This is a genomic window from Rhodoferax sp. GW821-FHT07G04, assembly GCF_059418585.1.
This window is the reverse complement of the sequence record NZ_JBWKQD010000002.1, coordinates 1,494,876-1,511,734: the sequence shown is the minus strand read 5'-3', so window position 1 is coordinate 1,511,734 and position 16,859 is coordinate 1,494,876. Positions and strand designations below refer to the sequence as shown.

The window sequence follows — 16,859 nt, the reverse complement described above, 5'->3', positions numbered from 1 at the left end:
CACAGTTGTTTACGGGGCCACCATACAGCAGACTGGCGCAAGATGGAAGTCTTAAAAAGAAGATTTCTGGCTAGATGAGAAAGTCAGTGTGGCCGCGCGCAGGCACGGGTTCGCCCCGCGATGCGGCTAAAAAGCAGCACAATGGCGGGATGATTGAATACCAAGACATCCAGGCGGCCGAACAACGGCTGCAGGGCCATCTGCTGCGCACACCCTGCGTGGCTTCCCAAACCCTGTCCGAGATCACCGGCGCACAGGTGTTCCTGAAGTTTGAAAATCTGCAGTTCACCGCCTCTTTCAAGGAGCGTGGCGCCTGCAACAAGCTGGCCCAGTTGACGCCGGAGCAGTCGGCGCGCGGCGTCATCGCGATGAGCGCGGGCAACCATGCTCAGGGTGTGGCCTACCATGCGCAGCGCCTGGGCCTGAAGGCGGTTATCGTGATGCCGCGCTTCACGCCTGGCGTTAAGGTTGAGCGCACCCGCGGTTTCGGCGCCGAGGTCATTCTGCATGGCGACACGCTGGAGCAGGCCCGTAGCCACGCCTATGCGCTGGCCGACGAGCGGCAACTGACTTTTGTCCACCCCTACGACGATGACGCCATCATCGCCGGCCAGGGCACGGTCGCGCTGGAGATGCTGGAAGACGTACCCGACTTGGACACGCTCATCGTGGCCATCGGCGGCGGCGGCCTGATCTCGGGTATGGCTACGGTGGCCAAGGCCTTGAAGCCGTCCATGCAGGTCGTGGGTGTGCAGACCGTGCGCTTTCCGGCCATGTTCAATGCCATTGAGGGCACGCAACACCCCCAGGGCACCAGCACCATTGCTGAAGGCATTGCCGTGGGCACGCCGGGGCGCATTCCGATGGACGTGATCCGTGCCCGGGTGGACGACTTGCTGCTGGTGGACGAAGGCGATATCGAGCAGGCCCTGGTCATGTTGTTGGAGGTCGAAAAGACCTTGGTGGAAGGTGCCGGCGCTGTCGGCCTGGCTGCCTTGCTGAAATATCCCGAGCGTTTCAAGGGCAAGCGCGTGGGCCTGGTGTTGTGTGGCGGCAATATCGACCCACTGCTCCTGGCCGCCATCATCGAACGCGGCATGGTGCGCGCCGGTCGTCTGGCCCGCATACGCGTAGGCGCGCGGGACGTGCCCGGCTCACTGGCCCGCATCACGGCCACCGTGGCCGAGGCTGGCGCCAATATTGAAGAGGTGCACCACCAGCGCGCCTTCACCACGTTGTCGGCGCAGAACGCCGAGGTGGAATTGGTGGTCCAGACCCGCGGCCATGACCATGTCAACGAGGTGTTGTCGGTGTTGCGGCAGGCCGGGTTCGACGCCCAACTGGGCTGAGTGCGGCGCAAAACTTGGTCCCAGGCCAGCGTATAGGTAAAATCGGCCCCAATTTCTATTGAAGCCTTGAAGGAATTCCATGTCTGCAGCTCCCTCTACTCCGCCGTCTGACCAAGCAACCGATCCGGTTGAGGCCATTGTTCCCCTGATTCCCTTTGTCTTGCCCGTCGTTGGCGGCGTGTTGATCTTCTTGCTGGCCTTCATCGCCGTGTACATGGCCTAAGGCCGCCTCAGCGCCTCTTTTTCTTTATCCCCAACCCCGGTACGTGCGCGGCTCAGCCAGCACGGTGCCGTGGGTCCCACCCCTCTCCTGATTTTTCCCGTTTGCTTGCTGTTGTGTGCTGCTAGCGCACAGGCCCTATTGCGCGTGCCGCAGGGCTGAAAGTACCGGCATTGTGCACATAACCTCATGCAAGTTTTGCATGAATGTTGTCGGTAACCCACATGTAACCGCGGTACCAGTTCTTAAAATAGAAGGTACCCGCCCCTGGAGTCTGCGCGAGACAGGGGGACGGTTGTATCCACGGTTTTGTGCAAAACGTTTTCTCAAAGTTAAAGGGTGGCCTTTATTTTGAAAAGACGATTTTCAAACTAGGAGCTACCGTATGAACGCACCCATGATGCAGGGCTTGAAATTGAACACGCCCAGTTACGTCAAAAACCCCAGGCTCATTGCCTGGGTGGCCGACATGGCCGCACTGACCAAACCCGATGCCATTTACTGGTGTGACGGTTCCGAAGAAGAATACCAACGTCTGTGCCAGCAACTGGTCGACGCCGGAACCTTCAAAAAGCTCAACCCCGCCAAGCGCCCCAACAGCTTCCTGGCCTGCTCCGACCCCACGGATGTGGCCCGTGTCGAAGACCGCACCTACATTTGCAGCGAGAAAAAGGAAAATGCCGGCCCCACCAACAACTGGATGGCCCCAGCCGAGATGCGCAAGCTGCTCGAATCGGGCCAGGCCGACGGCACCCCCGCGCTGTTTGACGGCTGCATGCGCGGCCGCACCATGTATGTGGTGCCGTTCTCGATGGGCCCACTGGGTTCGCACATCGCCCACATCGGCATTGAGTTGTCCGACAGCCCCTATGTAGCGGTCAACCAGCGCATCATGACCCGCATGGGCAAGGCCGTGTACGACGTGCTGGGTGTGGACGGCGAGTTCGTGCCCTGCATGCACACCACCGGTGCCCCGCTGGAACCTGGTCAAGCCGACGTGAAGTGGCCTTGCAACAAGACCAAGTACATCGTCCACTACCCCGAGACCCGCGAAATCTGGTCCTATGGCTCCGGTTACGGCGGCAACGCCCTCTTGGGCAAGAAATGCTTCGCGCTGCGCATCGCGTCCACCATGGGCCGCGACCAAGGTTGGCTGGCCGAGCACATGCTGATCCTGGGCGTGACAAACCCCCAGGGCAAGAAGTACCACGTAGCGGCGGCCTTCCCCAGCGCCTGCGGCAAGACCAATTTCTCGATGCTGGTACCACCCGAAGGTTTCGAAGGCTGGAAGGTCACCACCATCGGCGACGACATCGCCTGGTTGAAGCCCGGCGCGGATGGCAAGCTCTACGCCATCAACCCCGAAGCTGGCTACTTCGGCGTGGCCCCTGGCACCAACACGCTGACCAACCCCAACTGCATGGCCAGCCTGGACAAGAACGTCATCTTCACCAATGTGGCGCTGACCGATGACGGCGACGTCTGGTGGGAAGGCATGGAAAAGGACGCCGGCAACATGCCTGCGCACCTGATCGACTGGCAAGGCAAGGACTGGACGCCGGCTATCGCCAAGGAGACCGGCGCCAAGGCCGCCCACCCCAATGCCCGCTTCACCGTGGCTGCGACCAACAACCCCGCACTGGACGCACAGTGGAACGACGCCAACGGCGTGCCCATCGACGCCTTCATGTTCGGCGGCCGCCGTTCCACCACCGTGCCCCTGATCACCGAAGCCCGTGACTGGGTCGAAGGCGTCTACATGGCCGCCACCATGGGCTCCGAAACCACGGCAGCCGCTGTGGGCCAGCAGGGCGTGGTACGCCGCGACCCGTTTGCGATGCTGCCCTTCATGGGCTACAACATGAGCGACTACTTCCAGCACTGGCTCAACATGGGCGAGAAACTGGCCAAGAGTGGCGCCAAGCTGCCCAAGATGTACGCCGTCAACTGGTTCCGCAAGGGTGACGACGGCAAGTTCGTCTGGCCCGGTTATGGCGAAAACATGCGCGTGCTGAAGTGGATGATCGACCGCATCGAAGGCACGACCCCCGGCAGCGAAAATGGCTTTGGCGTGAGCCCGGCCTATTCCGAAATCAACTGGACCGGCCTGGATTTCAGCGCCGCCCAGTTCGCCAGCGTGACCAGCCTCGACAAGGACGCCTGGAAGCAAGAATTCGCGCTGCACGCCGAGTTGTTCACGCAACTGGCCTACCACCTGCCCCAGCAACTGGTCGATACCAAGGCCAAGCTGGAACAGCGCCTGACCGCGTAAGCGATTGATTCTGAGCGATTGATCCCGGGCCGCCTGGCACTAACAAAATACAGGCGGTCCGGTGGCCAAACCATTTGAAGTGGCCAAAAAGAAAGCCACCGCAATGCGGTGGCTTTTTCAATGGGCCAAAGAAACTGTTTTTATGCTTGGTGTTCGCTGCGCAAGGCTGCGATCTGCAGATCGCGCATCACGCGGTGGTCTTGCTGGGCCAATTGCAGCATGGCTTCGTCGGACCGGCGCTCGGCGCGGGCACGCGACCAGCGGGCCAGGGCAATAGCGGTCGACTCCGCCAGACGGCGCATTGGCGATGCCGACAAGGCCATTGCTCCGAAGGCCAGGGCCCACAAACCGACCCAGACAGCCAGCAGGTGGCCATCGGCCCAGGTCTCGATCAACTGATCGGCCACGACCAGCATAGCGGCCAAAGATGCTGCCAGCAGCATGCCGGCCAATGTGCGGGAGCTGAAGAAATCGAACGAGAAACGGCCGGGTTTGGCCGAGCGCGCCGCCACGCTGGCGGGTGTGAAATAAGGATGGACAGTGGTACTACGGGCCATGGCAACCTCCGAAGATGGGTTGAAAGAAGACGTGGAATTCAAAAGCATGGTGGCATCTTAGGGTTTTTACTAATATTATTCAACTTTATGTTGGTGATGTTTGGTATTCATAGGATTTATGATTTGCCATGTCTCCTGCTAACCTGCGCACCCTGGACCTGAACCTGTTGAAGGTGTTGGACGCCGTCATGGCCGAGCGCAGCCTGACCCGCGCGGCCCAGCAGCTGTCGCTGACCCAGCCGGCCGTCAGCAATGCCCTGCGGCGCCTGCGCGAAGCACTGGGGGACGAACTGCTGGTGCGCAAGGGCCGCAGCCTGGAGCCCACGGTGCGCGGCCTGGAGCTGTGGCAGGCCGTCCGCGACACGCTCAAGCGCCTGCAGGCCGCGCTGTCGCCCAGCGTGTTCGAGCCGGCTAGCGCCACGACCACTTTTGTGCTGACCATGGCCGACACCACGGCGGCCGAACTGCTGCCGCCGCTGGTCGCGCTGATCACCGCGCATGCGCCGGGCGTCTCGCTGCGCGTGGTGCCGCTCACCACCCGCGACCCCCGCCGTATGCTGGACGAGGGCCATGCCGACCTGGCGATTGGCTACTTTCCGGCCGCTATGAGTGACCTGACGGCCCGTGCGCAGGCGGGAGAGGCCGTGTCCTTCCTCCACCACCGCTTGTTCCAGGGCGACTATGTCTGCGTCATGCGCAAGGGTCATCCACTGGCCAGCGGTCCGCTTACGCTGGACCGCTATTGCGCGGCCCGCCACATGCTGGTCAGCTTTTCGGGGCGGGCCTTTGGTTTTAATGACGAGGCACTGGCCTCCTTGGGCCGCAAACGGCACGTCGTGCTGACCGTCAACCAGTTTTTCACCGCGGGCAAGGTCGTGGCCCACTCCGATCTGCTGACTGTGCTGCCGCGGCATTTCATCAACGTCACCGGCTTTGCTGACCAGCTCGTGCTGCGCGAGCTACCCTTTGCGGCACCCACCATCCAGGTGGACACGCTATGGCACCAACGGCAAGAGGCTTCCAGTGCCCATGCCTGGCTACGCGCCCAAATCGAATCCTTGGCGTCCACCGCCTTTGTCGTCGCCCCATGAAACTGCAATTGCTGTCCGACCTGCACCTGGAGGCGCACCCGCACTGGAAGGCCGAGCCCGCGCCGGGCGCCGACCTGCTGGTGCTGGCCGGTGATGTCGGCTCCTACCAGCCGGGTTCGCAGCTGGGGGACGCCGACTTCGGCCTGGGCCAGTTCTCGCCCCACAACGGCTGGCCCACGCCCGTGCTGTTTGTGCCCGGCAACCATGAATACGACGGCATGGACTTCGACGCAGCCCACGACCGCCTGCGCGCAACCTGCGCGCGGCTGGGCCTGGTCTGGCTGGAACGCGAGACCGTGGTGCTGGGTGGTGTGCGTTTTGTCGGCACCACGTTGTGGTCCGATTTCGACGCACTGGGCCCGACCGCCGGCACGGCGCCCCCCGCGCAGCGGCACGGCGCGCCACCGGTCAACCCACTGGCGCAATTGCTCAAGGCGCGTGACAAGGCCTTTCGCGCCGCCAACTACTACCTGCGCAAGACCGAGACCACCCGCAATGGCGAACCCTGGCTGGCCGAAGGTTTGCGCGAACAGGCCCTGGTCTGCCAGGAATGGTTGCGTGACGCGCTGGCCACGCCGTTTGACGGCACCACGGTGGCCGTCACCCATTTCGCGCCCAGCCTCAAGAGCGCCGACCCGCGCTATGGCCTGGTGCCGGGCACGGCCGGCTTTTGCAATGCGCTGGACGATCTGTTGCCACTGGCGCAGTGGTGGCTGCACGGCCACCTGCATGCGCCCAGCGACTACATCCACCGCGGCTGCCATGTGGTGGCCAATCCGCTGGGCTATGCGCGCAAGAACGAGCAGGTCAGTTTCCAGTCGAAGTGCTTAATAGAAATCGGGCCCTAGCCCTCGTCAAATCTAATTAATTGGCTATCAATTTGATAGCGAACGCGTGGACGGCAGGCCTTCAGACCGGTCAGAAGCCATGCGCACAAAGCTGGCGAAACGCGGCACACCCGCATCGGTCGACCCCCGGAACCGATAGGTCACCACACTGCCGACCGGCGGCGGATTGCGGCGCTGCGCATCCGACAGACCGGAGCCAATCTTGAAGCGCACACCGGGCGCCGCGGCATTGCCGCTGACCACGCTCTCTACCAGCAGCGCGCCCAACATGCCGGCGTACTTGCCGTGCCCGCCCTGGTGGCCCAGCACGCGGGCCTCGGCGTCCTCATGCGGCTTCACCTTCAGCAGATCGTCATTGCGCGCGGCGGTGTACAGCGATGCGCCGCGGTGCAGCACCAGGCCCTCACCCCCGCCTTTGACCACGCGGTGCATCTGCGCCATCAGTGCCGTGTGGGTGGTGGCGCGGGTCTGTATGACGGCCACGACCCAGGGTTGCCCGATCTGCGTGACCGCAGCATTCAACGCCCCAATGCGTTCGCTGAACGGGCCGCCCTGCGCCGGCATGTCAAACACCATGAAACGCATGCCGCGCCAAGCGGCGTCATCCGGTGTCTGCTGGCGCACCGTGGAACTGGCCCGTGCAAACTGGCCGTGGCCGGCCCACAGTTCGCCGTCCAGCGGCGTGGCGGGCCAGCCTGCGGTGAACCACGGCGGAGTCTGCACGCGTTCACCGCCACGTGTCAGCAGTTGCTGGCCGTCCCAGTAGCCGCGCACACCGTCGTACTTTTCGCTGACCCAGTAGTCGGTCAGGTCCACGCCGGGGCGGTAGACCTTGGCCAGCATCAGGGGAGCGGCCTCGGGGGCCGGGGTCTGGGCCAACGTGGGAATGCCCGCCAACCCCGCAACACCTCCCGTGCAGGCCAGCAGGAAGAGACGGCGGTTCAAGCGCAAGGGTAAATGCACGGCTGTGCTCCTGAATTTAGAGCGAACAAATCAGAACTGACGAGGGCTAGCGGGCATTCAACCCATCGAAGCAGGTGGACAGCACCAGGTCGATGATCTCGGCGTCGCTGTGTTGACCGCCCATCTTCAGAAACTCCAGCACCGGATCGCAGGCGCGGGCGTACAGCGTGTACAGGATGGCGATCGCGGGCAAACGCGGGTTGATGGTGCCTTGCTGCTGGGCCGCTTCGATCCACTCGCCCAACTGGTCACTGACTTCAATCAGGCCATTCATGTAGTCGCCATTGCCGATCAGCGTGGCGCGCAAGCTGGAGTTCTGGCTGGGCAGGGAGGGCATCTCGCCCCCGAGTTTGAGTTCCATGGTCCAGCGCACCACGGTGCGCAGCTTGTCGAGTGGGCTGGCGTCGGTAGGCAGGCCCTTGAGGTAGCGCTGGGCGCGGCGCATCACGTGCACCATGGCGGCGGCGGCCAGGTCTTCCTTGCTGGGGAAGTGCTTGTACAGACTGGCCTTGGCGATGCCCACCTGGGCGGCCACCTCGTCCACGGTCATCGCATCAAAGCCCTTTTCGGCCAGCAGGCGGTTGACGGCCTGGATGATGGCGTCTTCCCGCGCCTGCAGCATCTGGGTTTTGAACGAGACCTTGGGGGCGGCGGTGGCGGTGGGGCTGGATGGCATGCCCACAGTTTAGCCGCAGCCGTCGAAAAATACAGGGAGAGGCTAATTTATGACCGCGTAGTCTTCAGTGCCACTGCGGCAGCGGTGGACAGCGCGGCAGTCAGCCGGTCTATGACCACCGAATCCAGATTCCAGCAATGCCAATACAGGTTGACCGGCAGCGTGACCTGGGGCGCCAGGTTGACCAGCGCGCCATTGGCCAGCAGACCGCGCACCTGCAGCTCGGGTACCACGCTGACGCCCCAGCCCGCCAGCACGGCGCGCACCTGGCCCTCGGAACTGGGCACAAAACGCTGGCTCAGCGCAACACGGCGTAGGCCGCAGGCACGGCTGACGAAATCGGTCTGCAGGTCGTCCTTGCGGTTGAAGGCGATGAAGGGGATGCTGCGGAAGTTGTGCGGCGTCAGCCCTTGGGGGCAATGGGCCTCGGCATAGGCCGGGCTGGCCACGGCCACATAGTGCATCACGCCCAGCGGCATGACCTTGCAGCCGCGCAGGGCCTGCTTGAGCGTGGTCACGCAGCCCAGCACCTGGCCCTCGCGCAGCCATTCGTGGGTGAAATCCTGATCGTCGGTGATGATCTCCAAAGGCAGGCCACCACTGACCAGTTCGCCCAGCGCCGGCAGGGCCCAGGTGGCAATGCTGTCGGCGTTGATGGCGATGGAGATGCGGTCTTCCTCACGCAGCGCGCCAGCGCCGGGCGTCAGGTCCTGCAGATCGGTCTCCAGGTCGGCGCGCAGCAGGCGCATCTGCATCGCGTGCTTGATCAGCAGGCGCCCGGCGGACGTGGGCTTGATCGGGCGGCTGCGCACCAAGAGCACAGTGCCCACCTGGGCCTCCAGCGCGCGCAAGCGCTGGGAGACAGCCGACTGGGTGACCGACAGGCGTAGCGCGGCGCGCTCAAAGCCGCCCTCTTCCACAATAGCCGCAAGACACTCCAGCGCGTCGGAATCAAAGGTTCGCATAGTTATTAATATTTGCCAAGCGGGTTGAGGGGGTTGCACCCCGTTGGTCATTAGTTTAACTAATGTTCCTAAGGACTGAAAGTGCGATAAAACAGAGTGGCGCAGCCGCGCTGGAACGGCCGCTTTTGGGCGGTTTTTCCAACTTATGGCCTAATACTGCCTTTGCAAACTTGTCAGGACCGTAAAAAATGGGCAACAAAATCGTCACCGAAGCAGACCGTAAAGCCACTCCCCGCCCCGTAACTCCACCCGGCGTCTCGCTGCCAACACCCGGCCGTGGCCAACGCATCAGCCTGGAGCGTGGCGTCGCTACGCGCAGCAAGAAGAACCCTGGAAAGCGTCACCGCTGAAGCTAGGAGCCCCCACGACGGCTAAGAGCCCCCACGCTCCGCCGCTGCGCGGGTCGCTGCCCCCTCAGGGGGCTAATTTGCCTTGGGGCGGCCCAGCGGCAAATTGCTCCCTATTCCTCACGCGTTCGTTGCATGCGAGCGCGCTAGGCACTCCTGCAGCGCCCGCGTCGCCCGCGCAATCTGCGGCGACCTTCGTGTAATCGCAAAGAACTGGCAGTCGTATCTGAACACTGCCGGATCGATGGCGCGCATCTGGCCACCGCGCACGAAACTCTCCGCGTAGTGGTCGGGCAAAAAGCCCAAAAACTTCCCCGACAGAATCAAGGTGGCAATCGCTTCCTGGTCAAAGCCGGTCGCCTTGCGCGCCAGCCGCACCTGCTGGCTGATCTCCATGTTCGGCGAGTGGTAGCCCAGGCCAGCGAACTGGTGGGCGCGCAGGCCATCCCAGTCCTTGGGCTGGCTTTTCGCAGTCGCCCCAAACAGCGGGTGCGCGCGGCCGCAGTACAGCAGCATCACTTCGTCAAACAGCAGCGTGTACTCCAGCGTGTCCGAGCTGCGGTGGCCGGGGATGATGCCGATCTGGTACTGGCCGTCCAGCACGCCGCGCTCGATCGCCGTGAGCGTGGCCACATGGAGGTTCAGCGCCACATCGGGTGCCTGCTCGGTGAACAGTGCAATCGCCTCGGCAATATGGGCTTGCGGGTTGCTGGCGGTCTTGTCGAACATGGCCACGTGTAATTGCCCGCCCATGCGTTCATGGATCTCGTCCACGCCGCTGCGGAAGGCGTCGGTCGCGGCCAGCAGCGCCGTGGTCTGGTCGTAGATCTTCTGGCCCTCGGGCGTCAGCGCAAAACCGGCCCGGCCCCGGCGGCATAGCGTCAGACCCAGCCGCGTTTCCAGGTCCTTGATGTGGCGGCTGACGGTGGAGGTGCCGATGTTCAGCTCCAGCTCCGCCGCAGCCATGCCGCCGCAATCTACGACCGCGCGGAAGACCCGCAGCAGGCGCAGATCCATATCGCTGATCTGGCCGAGCACCGCGCGTTTCTTAACTTTCATTAGTTGCTAACCAAATAGTGATAACTGTTACTTTATAAGAGTAACAGAGCGAACCACAATGGTCTATTGATTGCCCACCGCAGAAGGACCACCCGCCATGAAGCTCAACGACACCACCCCATCGACAGCAGTCACCAGCACCAGCGCCTTCCCCGGCGACGCCGCGTGGATGGAGGCGCACTGGATGCCTTACACCGGCAACCGCAACTTCAAGGCAAACGCGTCCAATGGTGCGCGCATGATGGTCAGCGCCCAGGGCGCGTATTACACCGACAGCCACGGCCGCAAGATCCTGGACGGACTGTCCGGCCTGTGGTGTTCGGGCCTGGGCCATGGCCGGGCGGAGATCACCGAGGCCGTCAGCCGCCAGATTGGCACGCTGGACTACTCGCCCGCCTTCCAGTTCGGCCACCCGCTGTCGTTTGAGCTGGCCAACAAGATCCGCGAACTGACGCCCGAGGGGCTGGACCATGTGTTCTTCACGGGCTCCGGCTCCGAGTCCGCCGACACGTCCCTAAAGATGGCCCGTGCCTACTGGCGCGCCAAGGGCATGGGCACCAAGACCCGCCTGATCGGCCGTGAAAAGGGCTACCACGGCGTCAACTTCGGTGGCATCTCGGTCGGCGGCATCGTCGGCAACCGCAAGGTGTTTGGCCAGGGCGTGGAGGCGGACCACCTGCCCCACACCCAGCCCGCAGCCGGCTCGTTCTACAAGGGCATGCCACCCACCGGCGCCGAGTTGGCCGACGACTTGCTGAAGCTGATTGCGCTGCACGACGCCTCCAACATCGCCGCCGTCATCGTCGAGCCCATGTCCGGCTCGGCTGGTGTCGTGATCCCGCCCGTGGGCTACTTGCAGCGCCTGCGCGAGATCTGCACGGCCAACAACATCCTGCTGATATTCGACGAGGTCATCACCGGCTTTGGCCGCATGGGCGCCTACACCGGCGCGGCCGCCTTTGGCGTGACGCCCGACATCATGAACGTGGCCAAGCAGATCACCAACGGCGCGCAGCCGCTGGGCGCGGTCGTCGCCAAGAAGGACATCTACGACACCTTCATGGCCCAGGGCGGCCCGGACTACATGCTGGAGTTCCCCCATGGCTACACCTACTCGGCCCATCCCGTGGCCTGCGCCGCCGGCATTGCGGCGCTGGATGTGCTGGTCCAGGAAAACATGGTCGAACGCGTCGCGTCCATGGCGCCGTACTTCGAGCAGGCCGTGCACAGCCTGAAGGGCGCCAAACACGTGGCCGACATTCGCAACTACGGGCTGGCGGCTGGCATCACGATTTCCGCCGTGCCGGGTGAACCCGCCAAGCGCCCATACGAGATTGCGATGCGCTGCCTGGAAAAAGGTTTCTACGTGCGTTACGGCGGCGACACCATCCAGCTGGCACCACCCTTCATCATCGAGAAGGCCGAGATCGACAGCTTGGTCAACGCGCTGGGCGATGCCTTGAACGCCACAGCCTGATCAATTGAGTGCTCTTGTATTGATAGCGGTATGTGCAATCAGTACGGGGGCTAGCGCCACATTTCTCATATAGACACTCTGGAAAAAACCATGTCCCACCTCCCCACCATAGGCCATCTGATCGACGGCAAGCTGACCCACGGCGACAGCGCCGATCCGCGCTCACAAAGCGTCTACAACCCGGCAACCGGTCGCGCCGAAAAACGCCTGTTGCTGGCAGACAAAGCCACCGTGGTGCAGGCCATTGCCTCCGCGCAAGCAGCCTTCCCCGCCTGGCGCACTACGCCACCGCTGAAGCGCGCGCGGGTGATGAGCAACCTCAAGGTGCTGCTGGAAAAGCATTCTGAGGAGCTGTGCGCCCTGATCACCGCCGAACACGGCAAGGTGCTGTCTGATGCCGCAGGCGAATTGCAGCGCGGCATCGAGAACGTGGAATACGCCAGCTACGCCCCCGAGTTGCTCAAGGGCGAGCACAGCAAGAACGTAGGCCCCGCCATCGACAGCTGGAGCGAGTTCCAGCCGCTGGGCGTGGCAGCAGGCATTACGCCTTTCAACTTCCCCGCCATGGTGCCGCTGTGGATGTGGCCCATGGCCGTGGCCTGCGGCAACACCTTTGTGCTCAAGCCCTCCGAGCGCGACCCCAGCAGCACGCTGCGTATCGCCGAACTGGCGCTGGAAGCCGGCCTGCCACCGGGTGTACTCAATGTCGTCAATGGCGACAAGGAAGCCGTGGACACGCTGCTGCAAGACCCGCGCATCAAGGCCGTCAGTTTTGTCGGCTCCACCCCTATTGCCGAATACATCTACACCGAAGGCTGCAAACACGGCAAGCGCGTGCAGGCCCTGGGTGGCGCCAAGAACCACGCCGTGGTCATGCCCGATGCCGACATCGCCAACGCCGTCAATGCGCTGATGGGTGCGGCCTATGGCTCGTGTGGCGAGCGCTGCATGGCCATCCCGCTGGTCGTCGCCGTGGGTGACACCACAGCCGATGCCGTGGTATCAGCCTTGAAAGTCGAGATTGCGAAGATGCAGGTCGGCCCCGGTACCGCACCCGGCATGGACATGGGCCCGCTGGTCACCAAGCCGCACTTCGAGAAGGTCAAGGGTTACGTGAACCAGGGCGTGAAGGAAGGCGCCACGCTGGTCGTTGACGGCCGTGGACTGAAGGTGGCCGGCCATGAAGACGGCTACTACCTGGGCCCCTGCCTGTTCGACCACGTCAAGCCCGGCATGGTGATCTACCAGGAAGAAATCTTTGGCCCGGTGTTGGGCGTGGTGCGCGTGAAGACCTTGCAAGAAGCCATGGACCTGATCGACGCCCACGAGTACGGCAACGGCACCTGCATCTTCACGCGTGATGGCGAGGCTGCGCGTTACTTCACCGACAACATCCTGGTCGGCATGGTGGGTGTCAATGTGCCACTGCCCGTGCCCGTGGCCTACCACTCGTTTGGTGGCTGGAAGCGCAGCTTGTTCGGCGACCTGCACGCCTACGGCCCGGACGCCGTGCGCTTCTACACCAAGCGCAAGACCATCACGCAGCGCTGGCCGTCGGCCGGCGTGCGCGAAGGGGCGGTGTTTGCGTTCCCGAGCAGCAAGTAAGCACGCTCAAAACAAAAGGCCTAGTCTGATTTCAGACCAGGCCTTTTTTGCGTAGGCGGAAAAGCTATTGAACCTTGGCGTTGATCCAGCCTGCGTCAGCAAGGCGGTCCCATGCAGCATGCACATGGGCCCCTTGCATCAATCGCTTTTTCCGCGGGTTCCACTCCCCGATCGCTCGTAGCGCAGTCTCCGGCGAAACAACGCCTTGCTCGTGCTGCGCAACCCAATGCACAGTTGCCAGTAGCTCCATACCGTAGGGAGACTGAAACCCGTCAATAAGCGAATACAAGCGCTCCAAACGAGCATTGATTCCTGCATCACCATTTACAGCAAGAAATTCATCAGCCTCACGCAAAGCATCGGGCGCCGGTTCAATCTCTGAATCCACCGAGCCATCGCCCATACCCACAATGAAGTGACCTTCCATGCGATTCAACGCATGGCGCAGTTGCTCGGAGTAGGGGCCGTACAAATGCTTTTCAAACTGCAACCCCAGGTTTTGACCAGCGGCTTGCAAAAAGTAGCCGAGCTTCTGCACTTCGATTTTGGTCAGGCCGTAATTCAGGTCGCGGTATGTATCAATAGACTTGAGAATGGCGGCGCGGCCAATTGTCATTTTGGGGCGTGCGGTGCGCACTTCCATGCTCTTGGCTTTTGGCGCATCGCCTGGTTCAAACAAGCGTACTTCCACCTCGGGCAGGGCTTCAAACGCATCCTCAATCAAAGGCTTGACGACATTCCAGTCCAAGCCGCCGTTTCCACAACCAAGCGGTGGAATGGCAAGGGAGCGAATCCCCAGGTCTTTCACTTGGGCAATCAAGTCCCGCAAACCGTCCTCAATGAAAGCGAGCTTGGAATTGCCGCGCCAGTGGTCTTTCGTCGGAAAGTTGATGATGAAGTGCGGTTGCGCGTAGGCACCCGCGTCATACACGTTCATCTTGCCGGGCCGCACCACGCCAGCTTTGCAAGCTGCTTGGTACTGGGCAAAGTTATCGGGCCACTTGTTCTTGAACTGCAGCGCAATGCCCTTGCCCATGACGCCGACGCAGTTCACCGTATTGACTATGGCGTCAACATCGTCCTGCTTCAACAAATCGCCGTGGGTAAGGTGGATGCTCATGGTTACTGGCCCAGAAAGTACCAGTCGGTTTTTACTTCAGCCTGCAATGGTACTCCTGCCGCGTCCAGGATGGCTTGAACTTGGGCCACCTTGGCTGGAGTGCAGACCCCAATGCGAATGAACTGAAGCAATGGCACGCTACCATGCACCAGGAATTCCGCCATGCGCCGTTCCATGCGATCCACGTAGCGTTCTTCCTGATGGCGGTTCTGAAAATACTTGCAAAAGCCGTCCAGTCGAGGCGTCTCAGTCAACAAGTCCCAAGCCACCGCATCCAAGCGCGCCAGGTCGATGTACGGCTTGCTATAAGCCAGTGTGGCATTGCGGTCATAAAACACAAACGGCTCGCCTTGGCCAGCTACCCGGTCAACTGTGCTTTCCAGGTGAACGATGTCTTGCTGCGTCAAGGTGCAGCCCGCTACCTTGCCCGCATGAATGGCAGAGAGCATGGGCGAACGCGGCGCAAAGTAGAAGGGTACATAGTCATGGACTGCTCCACCCGGCGGATTGGGCAATGGCTTCGCCGCACGCACGCCCTGTGCTCCACCGTGCGCAATGTTCTGGTACGCCACACCGTTCGCTGCGCCACGATTCTTGGACAACAAAGCCCCTGCCTGGCAAATAGCAGGCAAATTGGCTATGGCCGTGATGTGGAACAAGCGGACAGGATTGGGGACTGGCATGGCGACCTCAGCTGGTTAAGGACTCTACCAGCGCCTCGGCCAGATGGGTTTGGGTGGATTGGCTGGCAGTCAGACGCTGGCGCAGGTCGGCGCACAGGCGGCGCAACTGGGCTACGCGGGTGACGATGCGGGATTGTTCGGCAAGGGGTGGGAGTGCAAATGTCAGCCGTGAAATCTCTGTGCTGTTGATGTTCTTGACGCCAGAAGTTGTCCGTATAGGTGCTTCGATTTGCGCCCTTATTTCAATTGTTTGCATCACTAAGACCAAGTATGTTGGCTCAACGTACTCGCGTCTGAATCGCGCACGTACCAAATAGCCTGCAAAAGCAAAGCCTTCAGACTCAGTACTCACAACTGCGGCGCTCCCCACGAGAGAAACGCTTCCGTTTGAACGAATTATGAGAAGGTCGCCAAGTTCAAGTCGAAGTTTCTCCTTCTCCCGCTCATCAAGAGCGCCAAACTTGAGGTCAGTTACGTCGATCCTGCCGCCTTTGAGATTCGGTATCCGAAGAACGGGCGTTCCGACTACGTCGTGCCCGCACTTAACCGACGTGCCGTACCGAAGCTCCAGCAAGATGTCTTCAAAGTTGACGTGCGACCAGGTCGGGGGGATCTCAGTTGAAGAGCTTCCACGATCACCAATCTCGACGGGCAAATCTTCGGCGGCTTGAGTTGAGAGCAGGCCGCGCACTGCCAGTTGGAGGATGGTTTGCTCCAGGGCGTCTACGGCCTCGGGGCGGTCAAGCAGCAGGTCGAAGTGAGTGGCGATGCGGTGCCAGTTCTCCGTCAGTTGCGCGGACGTTTCGCTCTCGGTGAGCGTGGCCAGCAGGGTGCTGACGAGTTGGGCGTGTTGGGTGGCTTCGAGCTGGCCTTTGGCTTCGAGCGCGTCGCACAGGCGCATGAGTTCTTCGACGCGGGTGACGATGCGGGATTGTTCGGCTTCTGGAGGTAAAGCAATCAGTAGGTTTGAAAGCGACTCTGTGTTGAGGGTCGCTCCCATCAACGCATCTTTCGAGACCCCGGTTTTAGAAACCGTGGGTAGCATGTATTTCAGAAATTCCGTTTGTAGCCCAGCGAGTGGCATTAGAGAAACGATAGCTTCGTTGTGATACGCGGGCACTCGCAATACGGCGATTTTGCCTATAGTGAGCTTGAAGCTCATGATCAATGTGCCGGCAGGCAACGGCTCATATCCAAAAACGCTGGCACCTCTATCTGTGATTTTTCGACTTGTATCAAAGACCTCGCCGAAGTGGGTCATGTCAGAAATGCTGACCCATGCAACCCCTTCATCACTCCAGTACTGAGGGTCTTTGCTGGGCGGTGTCTTTCCAATACGAAATGGAAGCAGAGAGCCAAGTCGTACCCATTCCCACCCCTTCGGCAACTGAAACGGATTTTCTTCGTCCGAAATTGGCGGCAAGGCCTTGTCTCGTTTAATCTTGCCCTCGGCAATCAGTCGGTCTTTCTCCGCCCGAATCTCCTTCAGCAGCGCACTCGCCGGTTCATCCTTTGGGTCTTGCGGTACCAGCTTGCCCTGCACCGCCAGCGTCAAGATCAGTTCACGCAGACGCGCCACGCCGCCGGGCGCAGTGGCCAATAGGTTCAAATTTGATAGCAGCATGCG

The 16,859-nt window shown here is 61.8% G+C and carries 16 protein-coding genes; 8 read left to right on the top strand and 8 right to left on the bottom strand.

Features of this window, described 5'->3' with window-relative positions; all coding sequences use genetic code 11:
• The first annotated feature begins 74 nt into the window (after positions 1 to 74).
• The 3 genes from AC07OO_RS16225 (at position 75) to AC07OO_RS16215 (ending at position 3,841) form a co-directional block, all read left to right on the top strand.
• Positions 75 to 1,349 carry a threonine ammonia-lyase gene (locus tag AC07OO_RS16225; RefSeq protein ID WP_495083118.1) on the top strand — a complete coding sequence of 425 codons (1,275 nt, stop codon included), beginning with the start codon at positions 75 to 77 and terminating at the stop codon, positions 1,347 to 1,349.
• Positions 1,350 to 1,428: 79 nt separating this feature from the next.
• Entirely contained in the window at positions 1,429 to 1,572 is a 144-nt protein-coding gene (locus AC07OO_RS16220) for a hypothetical protein (protein ID WP_495083117.1), read from the top strand.
• Between the two features lie 382 nt (positions 1,573 to 1,954).
• Complete coding sequence (locus tag AC07OO_RS16215) at positions 1,955 to 3,841, top strand: phosphoenolpyruvate carboxykinase (GTP) (protein ID WP_495083116.1); 1,887 nt, start codon at positions 1,955 to 1,957, stop codon at positions 3,839 to 3,841.
• A 140-nt stretch (positions 3,842 to 3,981) separates the two neighbouring features.
• Here AC07OO_RS16215 and AC07OO_RS16210 read toward each other — a convergent pair whose 3' ends face one another.
• A complete protein-coding gene (locus AC07OO_RS16210; protein ID WP_495083115.1) occupies positions 3,982 to 4,398 on the bottom strand; it encodes a hypothetical protein in 417 nt (138 codons plus the stop codon).
• Between the two features lie 128 nt (positions 4,399 to 4,526).
• On the opposite strand from AC07OO_RS16210, the gene AC07OO_RS16205 reads away from it, so the two are divergent.
• The gene (locus AC07OO_RS16205) at positions 4,527 to 5,489 is read left to right on the top strand and encodes a LysR family transcriptional regulator (protein WP_495083114.1); all 963 of its coding nucleotides are present in this window, start codon (positions 4,527 to 4,529) and stop codon (positions 5,487 to 5,489) included.
• Positions 5,486 to 6,337: a metallophosphoesterase gene (locus AC07OO_RS16200; protein WP_495083113.1), complete on the top strand. Its 852-nt coding sequence runs from the start codon at positions 5,486 to 5,488 to the stop codon at positions 6,335 to 6,337. The genes AC07OO_RS16205 and AC07OO_RS16200 overlap by 4 nt, the downstream gene beginning before the upstream one ends.
• A gap of 27 nt (positions 6,338 to 6,364) precedes the next feature.
• Here AC07OO_RS16200 and AC07OO_RS16195 read toward each other — a convergent pair whose 3' ends face one another.
• Genes AC07OO_RS16195 through AC07OO_RS16185 form a run of 3 tightly spaced genes read right to left on the bottom strand, consistent with a single transcriptional unit; the run spans position 6,365 to position 8,941 of the window.
• Positions 6,365 to 7,300: a DNA ligase gene (locus AC07OO_RS16195; RefSeq protein ID WP_495083112.1), complete on the bottom strand. Its 936-nt coding sequence runs from the start codon at positions 7,298 to 7,300 to the stop codon at positions 6,365 to 6,367.
• A 46-nt stretch (positions 7,301 to 7,346) separates the two neighbouring features.
• A complete protein-coding gene (locus AC07OO_RS16190; RefSeq protein ID WP_495083111.1) occupies positions 7,347 to 7,976 on the bottom strand; it encodes a TetR/AcrR family transcriptional regulator in 630 nt (209 codons plus the stop codon).
• 47 nt (positions 7,977 to 8,023) lie between these two features.
• Positions 8,024 to 8,941, bottom strand: coding sequence for a LysR family transcriptional regulator ArgP (locus tag AC07OO_RS16185; protein ID WP_495083110.1), 918 nt, complete (start codon positions 8,939 to 8,941; stop codon positions 8,024 to 8,026).
• A gap of 188 nt (positions 8,942 to 9,129) precedes the next feature.
• Between AC07OO_RS16185 and AC07OO_RS16180 the strand changes: the two genes are divergently transcribed.
• The gene (locus AC07OO_RS16180) at positions 9,130 to 9,291 is read left to right on the top strand and encodes a hypothetical protein (protein ID WP_495083109.1); all 162 of its coding nucleotides are present in this window, start codon (positions 9,130 to 9,132) and stop codon (positions 9,289 to 9,291) included.
• Between the two features lie 117 nt (positions 9,292 to 9,408).
• Here the strand turns inward: AC07OO_RS16180 and AC07OO_RS16175 are convergent, their stop codons facing one another.
• Complete coding sequence (locus AC07OO_RS16175) at positions 9,409 to 10,347, bottom strand: LysR family transcriptional regulator (RefSeq protein ID WP_495083108.1); 939 nt, start codon at positions 10,345 to 10,347, stop codon at positions 9,409 to 9,411.
• A gap of 97 nt (positions 10,348 to 10,444) precedes the next feature.
• Between AC07OO_RS16175 and aptA the strand changes: the two genes are divergently transcribed.
• Together aptA and AC07OO_RS16165 are read left to right on the top strand one after the other, a co-directional pair.
• Positions 10,445 to 11,824: an omega-aminotransferase AptA gene (aptA, locus tag AC07OO_RS16170; protein WP_495083107.1), complete on the top strand. Its 1,380-nt coding sequence runs from the start codon at positions 10,445 to 10,447 to the stop codon at positions 11,822 to 11,824.
• A 90-nt stretch (positions 11,825 to 11,914) separates the two neighbouring features.
• Positions 11,915 to 13,429 (top strand): CoA-acylating methylmalonate-semialdehyde dehydrogenase, encoded by a 1,515-nt coding sequence (locus tag AC07OO_RS16165; protein WP_495083106.1) that lies wholly within the window; start codon positions 11,915 to 11,917, stop codon positions 13,427 to 13,429.
• A gap of 64 nt (positions 13,430 to 13,493) precedes the next feature.
• Here AC07OO_RS16165 and darG read toward each other — a convergent pair whose 3' ends face one another.
• From darG to AC07OO_RS16150, 3 genes are read right to left on the bottom strand one after another with little or no spacing between them, the layout of a single operon-like run.
• Entirely contained in the window at positions 13,494 to 14,549 is a 1,056-nt protein-coding gene (gene darG / locus AC07OO_RS16160) for a type II toxin-antitoxin system antitoxin DNA ADP-ribosyl glycohydrolase DarG (RefSeq protein WP_495083105.1), read from the bottom strand.
• Positions 14,550 to 14,551: 2 nt separating this feature from the next.
• Positions 14,552 to 15,232: a type II toxin-antitoxin system toxin DNA ADP-ribosyl transferase DarT gene (gene darT / locus AC07OO_RS16155; RefSeq protein ID WP_495083104.1), complete on the bottom strand. Its 681-nt coding sequence runs from the start codon at positions 15,230 to 15,232 to the stop codon at positions 14,552 to 14,554.
• Between the two features lie 7 nt (positions 15,233 to 15,239).
• Positions 15,240 to 16,856, bottom strand: coding sequence for a restriction endonuclease subunit S (locus AC07OO_RS16150; RefSeq protein ID WP_495083103.1), 1,617 nt, complete (start codon positions 16,854 to 16,856; stop codon positions 15,240 to 15,242).
• Positions 16,857 to 16,859: the final 3 nt, after the last annotated feature.

Excerpts from the sequence above, each read along its gene's own strand:
- AC07OO_RS16225 (WP_495083118.1), top strand. The coding sequence starts at position 75 with ATGAGAAAGTCAGTGTGGCCGCGCGCAGGCACGGGTTCGCCCCGCGAT.
- AC07OO_RS16220 (WP_495083117.1), top strand. The coding sequence starts at position 1,429 with ATGTCTGCAGCTCCCTCTACTCCGCCGTCTGACCAAGCAACCGATCCG.
- AC07OO_RS16215 (WP_495083116.1), top strand. The coding sequence starts at position 1,955 with ATGAACGCACCCATGATGCAGGGCTTGAAATTGAACACGCCCAGTTAC.
- AC07OO_RS16210 (WP_495083115.1), bottom strand. The coding sequence starts at position 4,398 with ATGGCCCGTAGTACCACTGTCCATCCTTATTTCACACCCGCCAGCGTG.
- AC07OO_RS16205 (WP_495083114.1), top strand. The coding sequence starts at position 4,527 with ATGTCTCCTGCTAACCTGCGCACCCTGGACCTGAACCTGTTGAAGGTG.
- AC07OO_RS16200 (WP_495083113.1), top strand. The coding sequence starts at position 5,486 with ATGAAACTGCAATTGCTGTCCGACCTGCACCTGGAGGCGCACCCGCAC.
- AC07OO_RS16190 (WP_495083111.1), bottom strand. The coding sequence starts at position 7,976 with ATGCCATCCAGCCCCACCGCCACCGCCGCCCCCAAGGTCTCGTTCAAA.
- AC07OO_RS16185 (WP_495083110.1), bottom strand. The coding sequence starts at position 8,941 with ATGCGAACCTTTGATTCCGACGCGCTGGAGTGTCTTGCGGCTATTGTG.
- AC07OO_RS16180 (WP_495083109.1), top strand. The coding sequence starts at position 9,130 with ATGGGCAACAAAATCGTCACCGAAGCAGACCGTAAAGCCACTCCCCGC.
- AC07OO_RS16175 (WP_495083108.1), bottom strand. The coding sequence starts at position 10,347 with ATGAAAGTTAAGAAACGCGCGGTGCTCGGCCAGATCAGCGATATGGAT.
- aptA (WP_495083107.1), top strand. The coding sequence starts at position 10,445 with ATGAAGCTCAACGACACCACCCCATCGACAGCAGTCACCAGCACCAGC.
- AC07OO_RS16165 (WP_495083106.1), top strand. The coding sequence starts at position 11,915 with ATGTCCCACCTCCCCACCATAGGCCATCTGATCGACGGCAAGCTGACC.
- darG (WP_495083105.1), bottom strand. The coding sequence starts at position 14,549 with ATGAGCATCCACCTTACCCACGGCGATTTGTTGAAGCAGGACGATGTT.
- darT (WP_495083104.1), bottom strand. The coding sequence starts at position 15,232 with ATGCCAGTCCCCAATCCTGTCCGCTTGTTCCACATCACGGCCATAGCC.
- AC07OO_RS16150 (WP_495083103.1), bottom strand. The coding sequence starts at position 16,856 with ATGCTGCTATCAAATTTGAACCTATTGGCCACTGCGCCCGGCGGCGTG.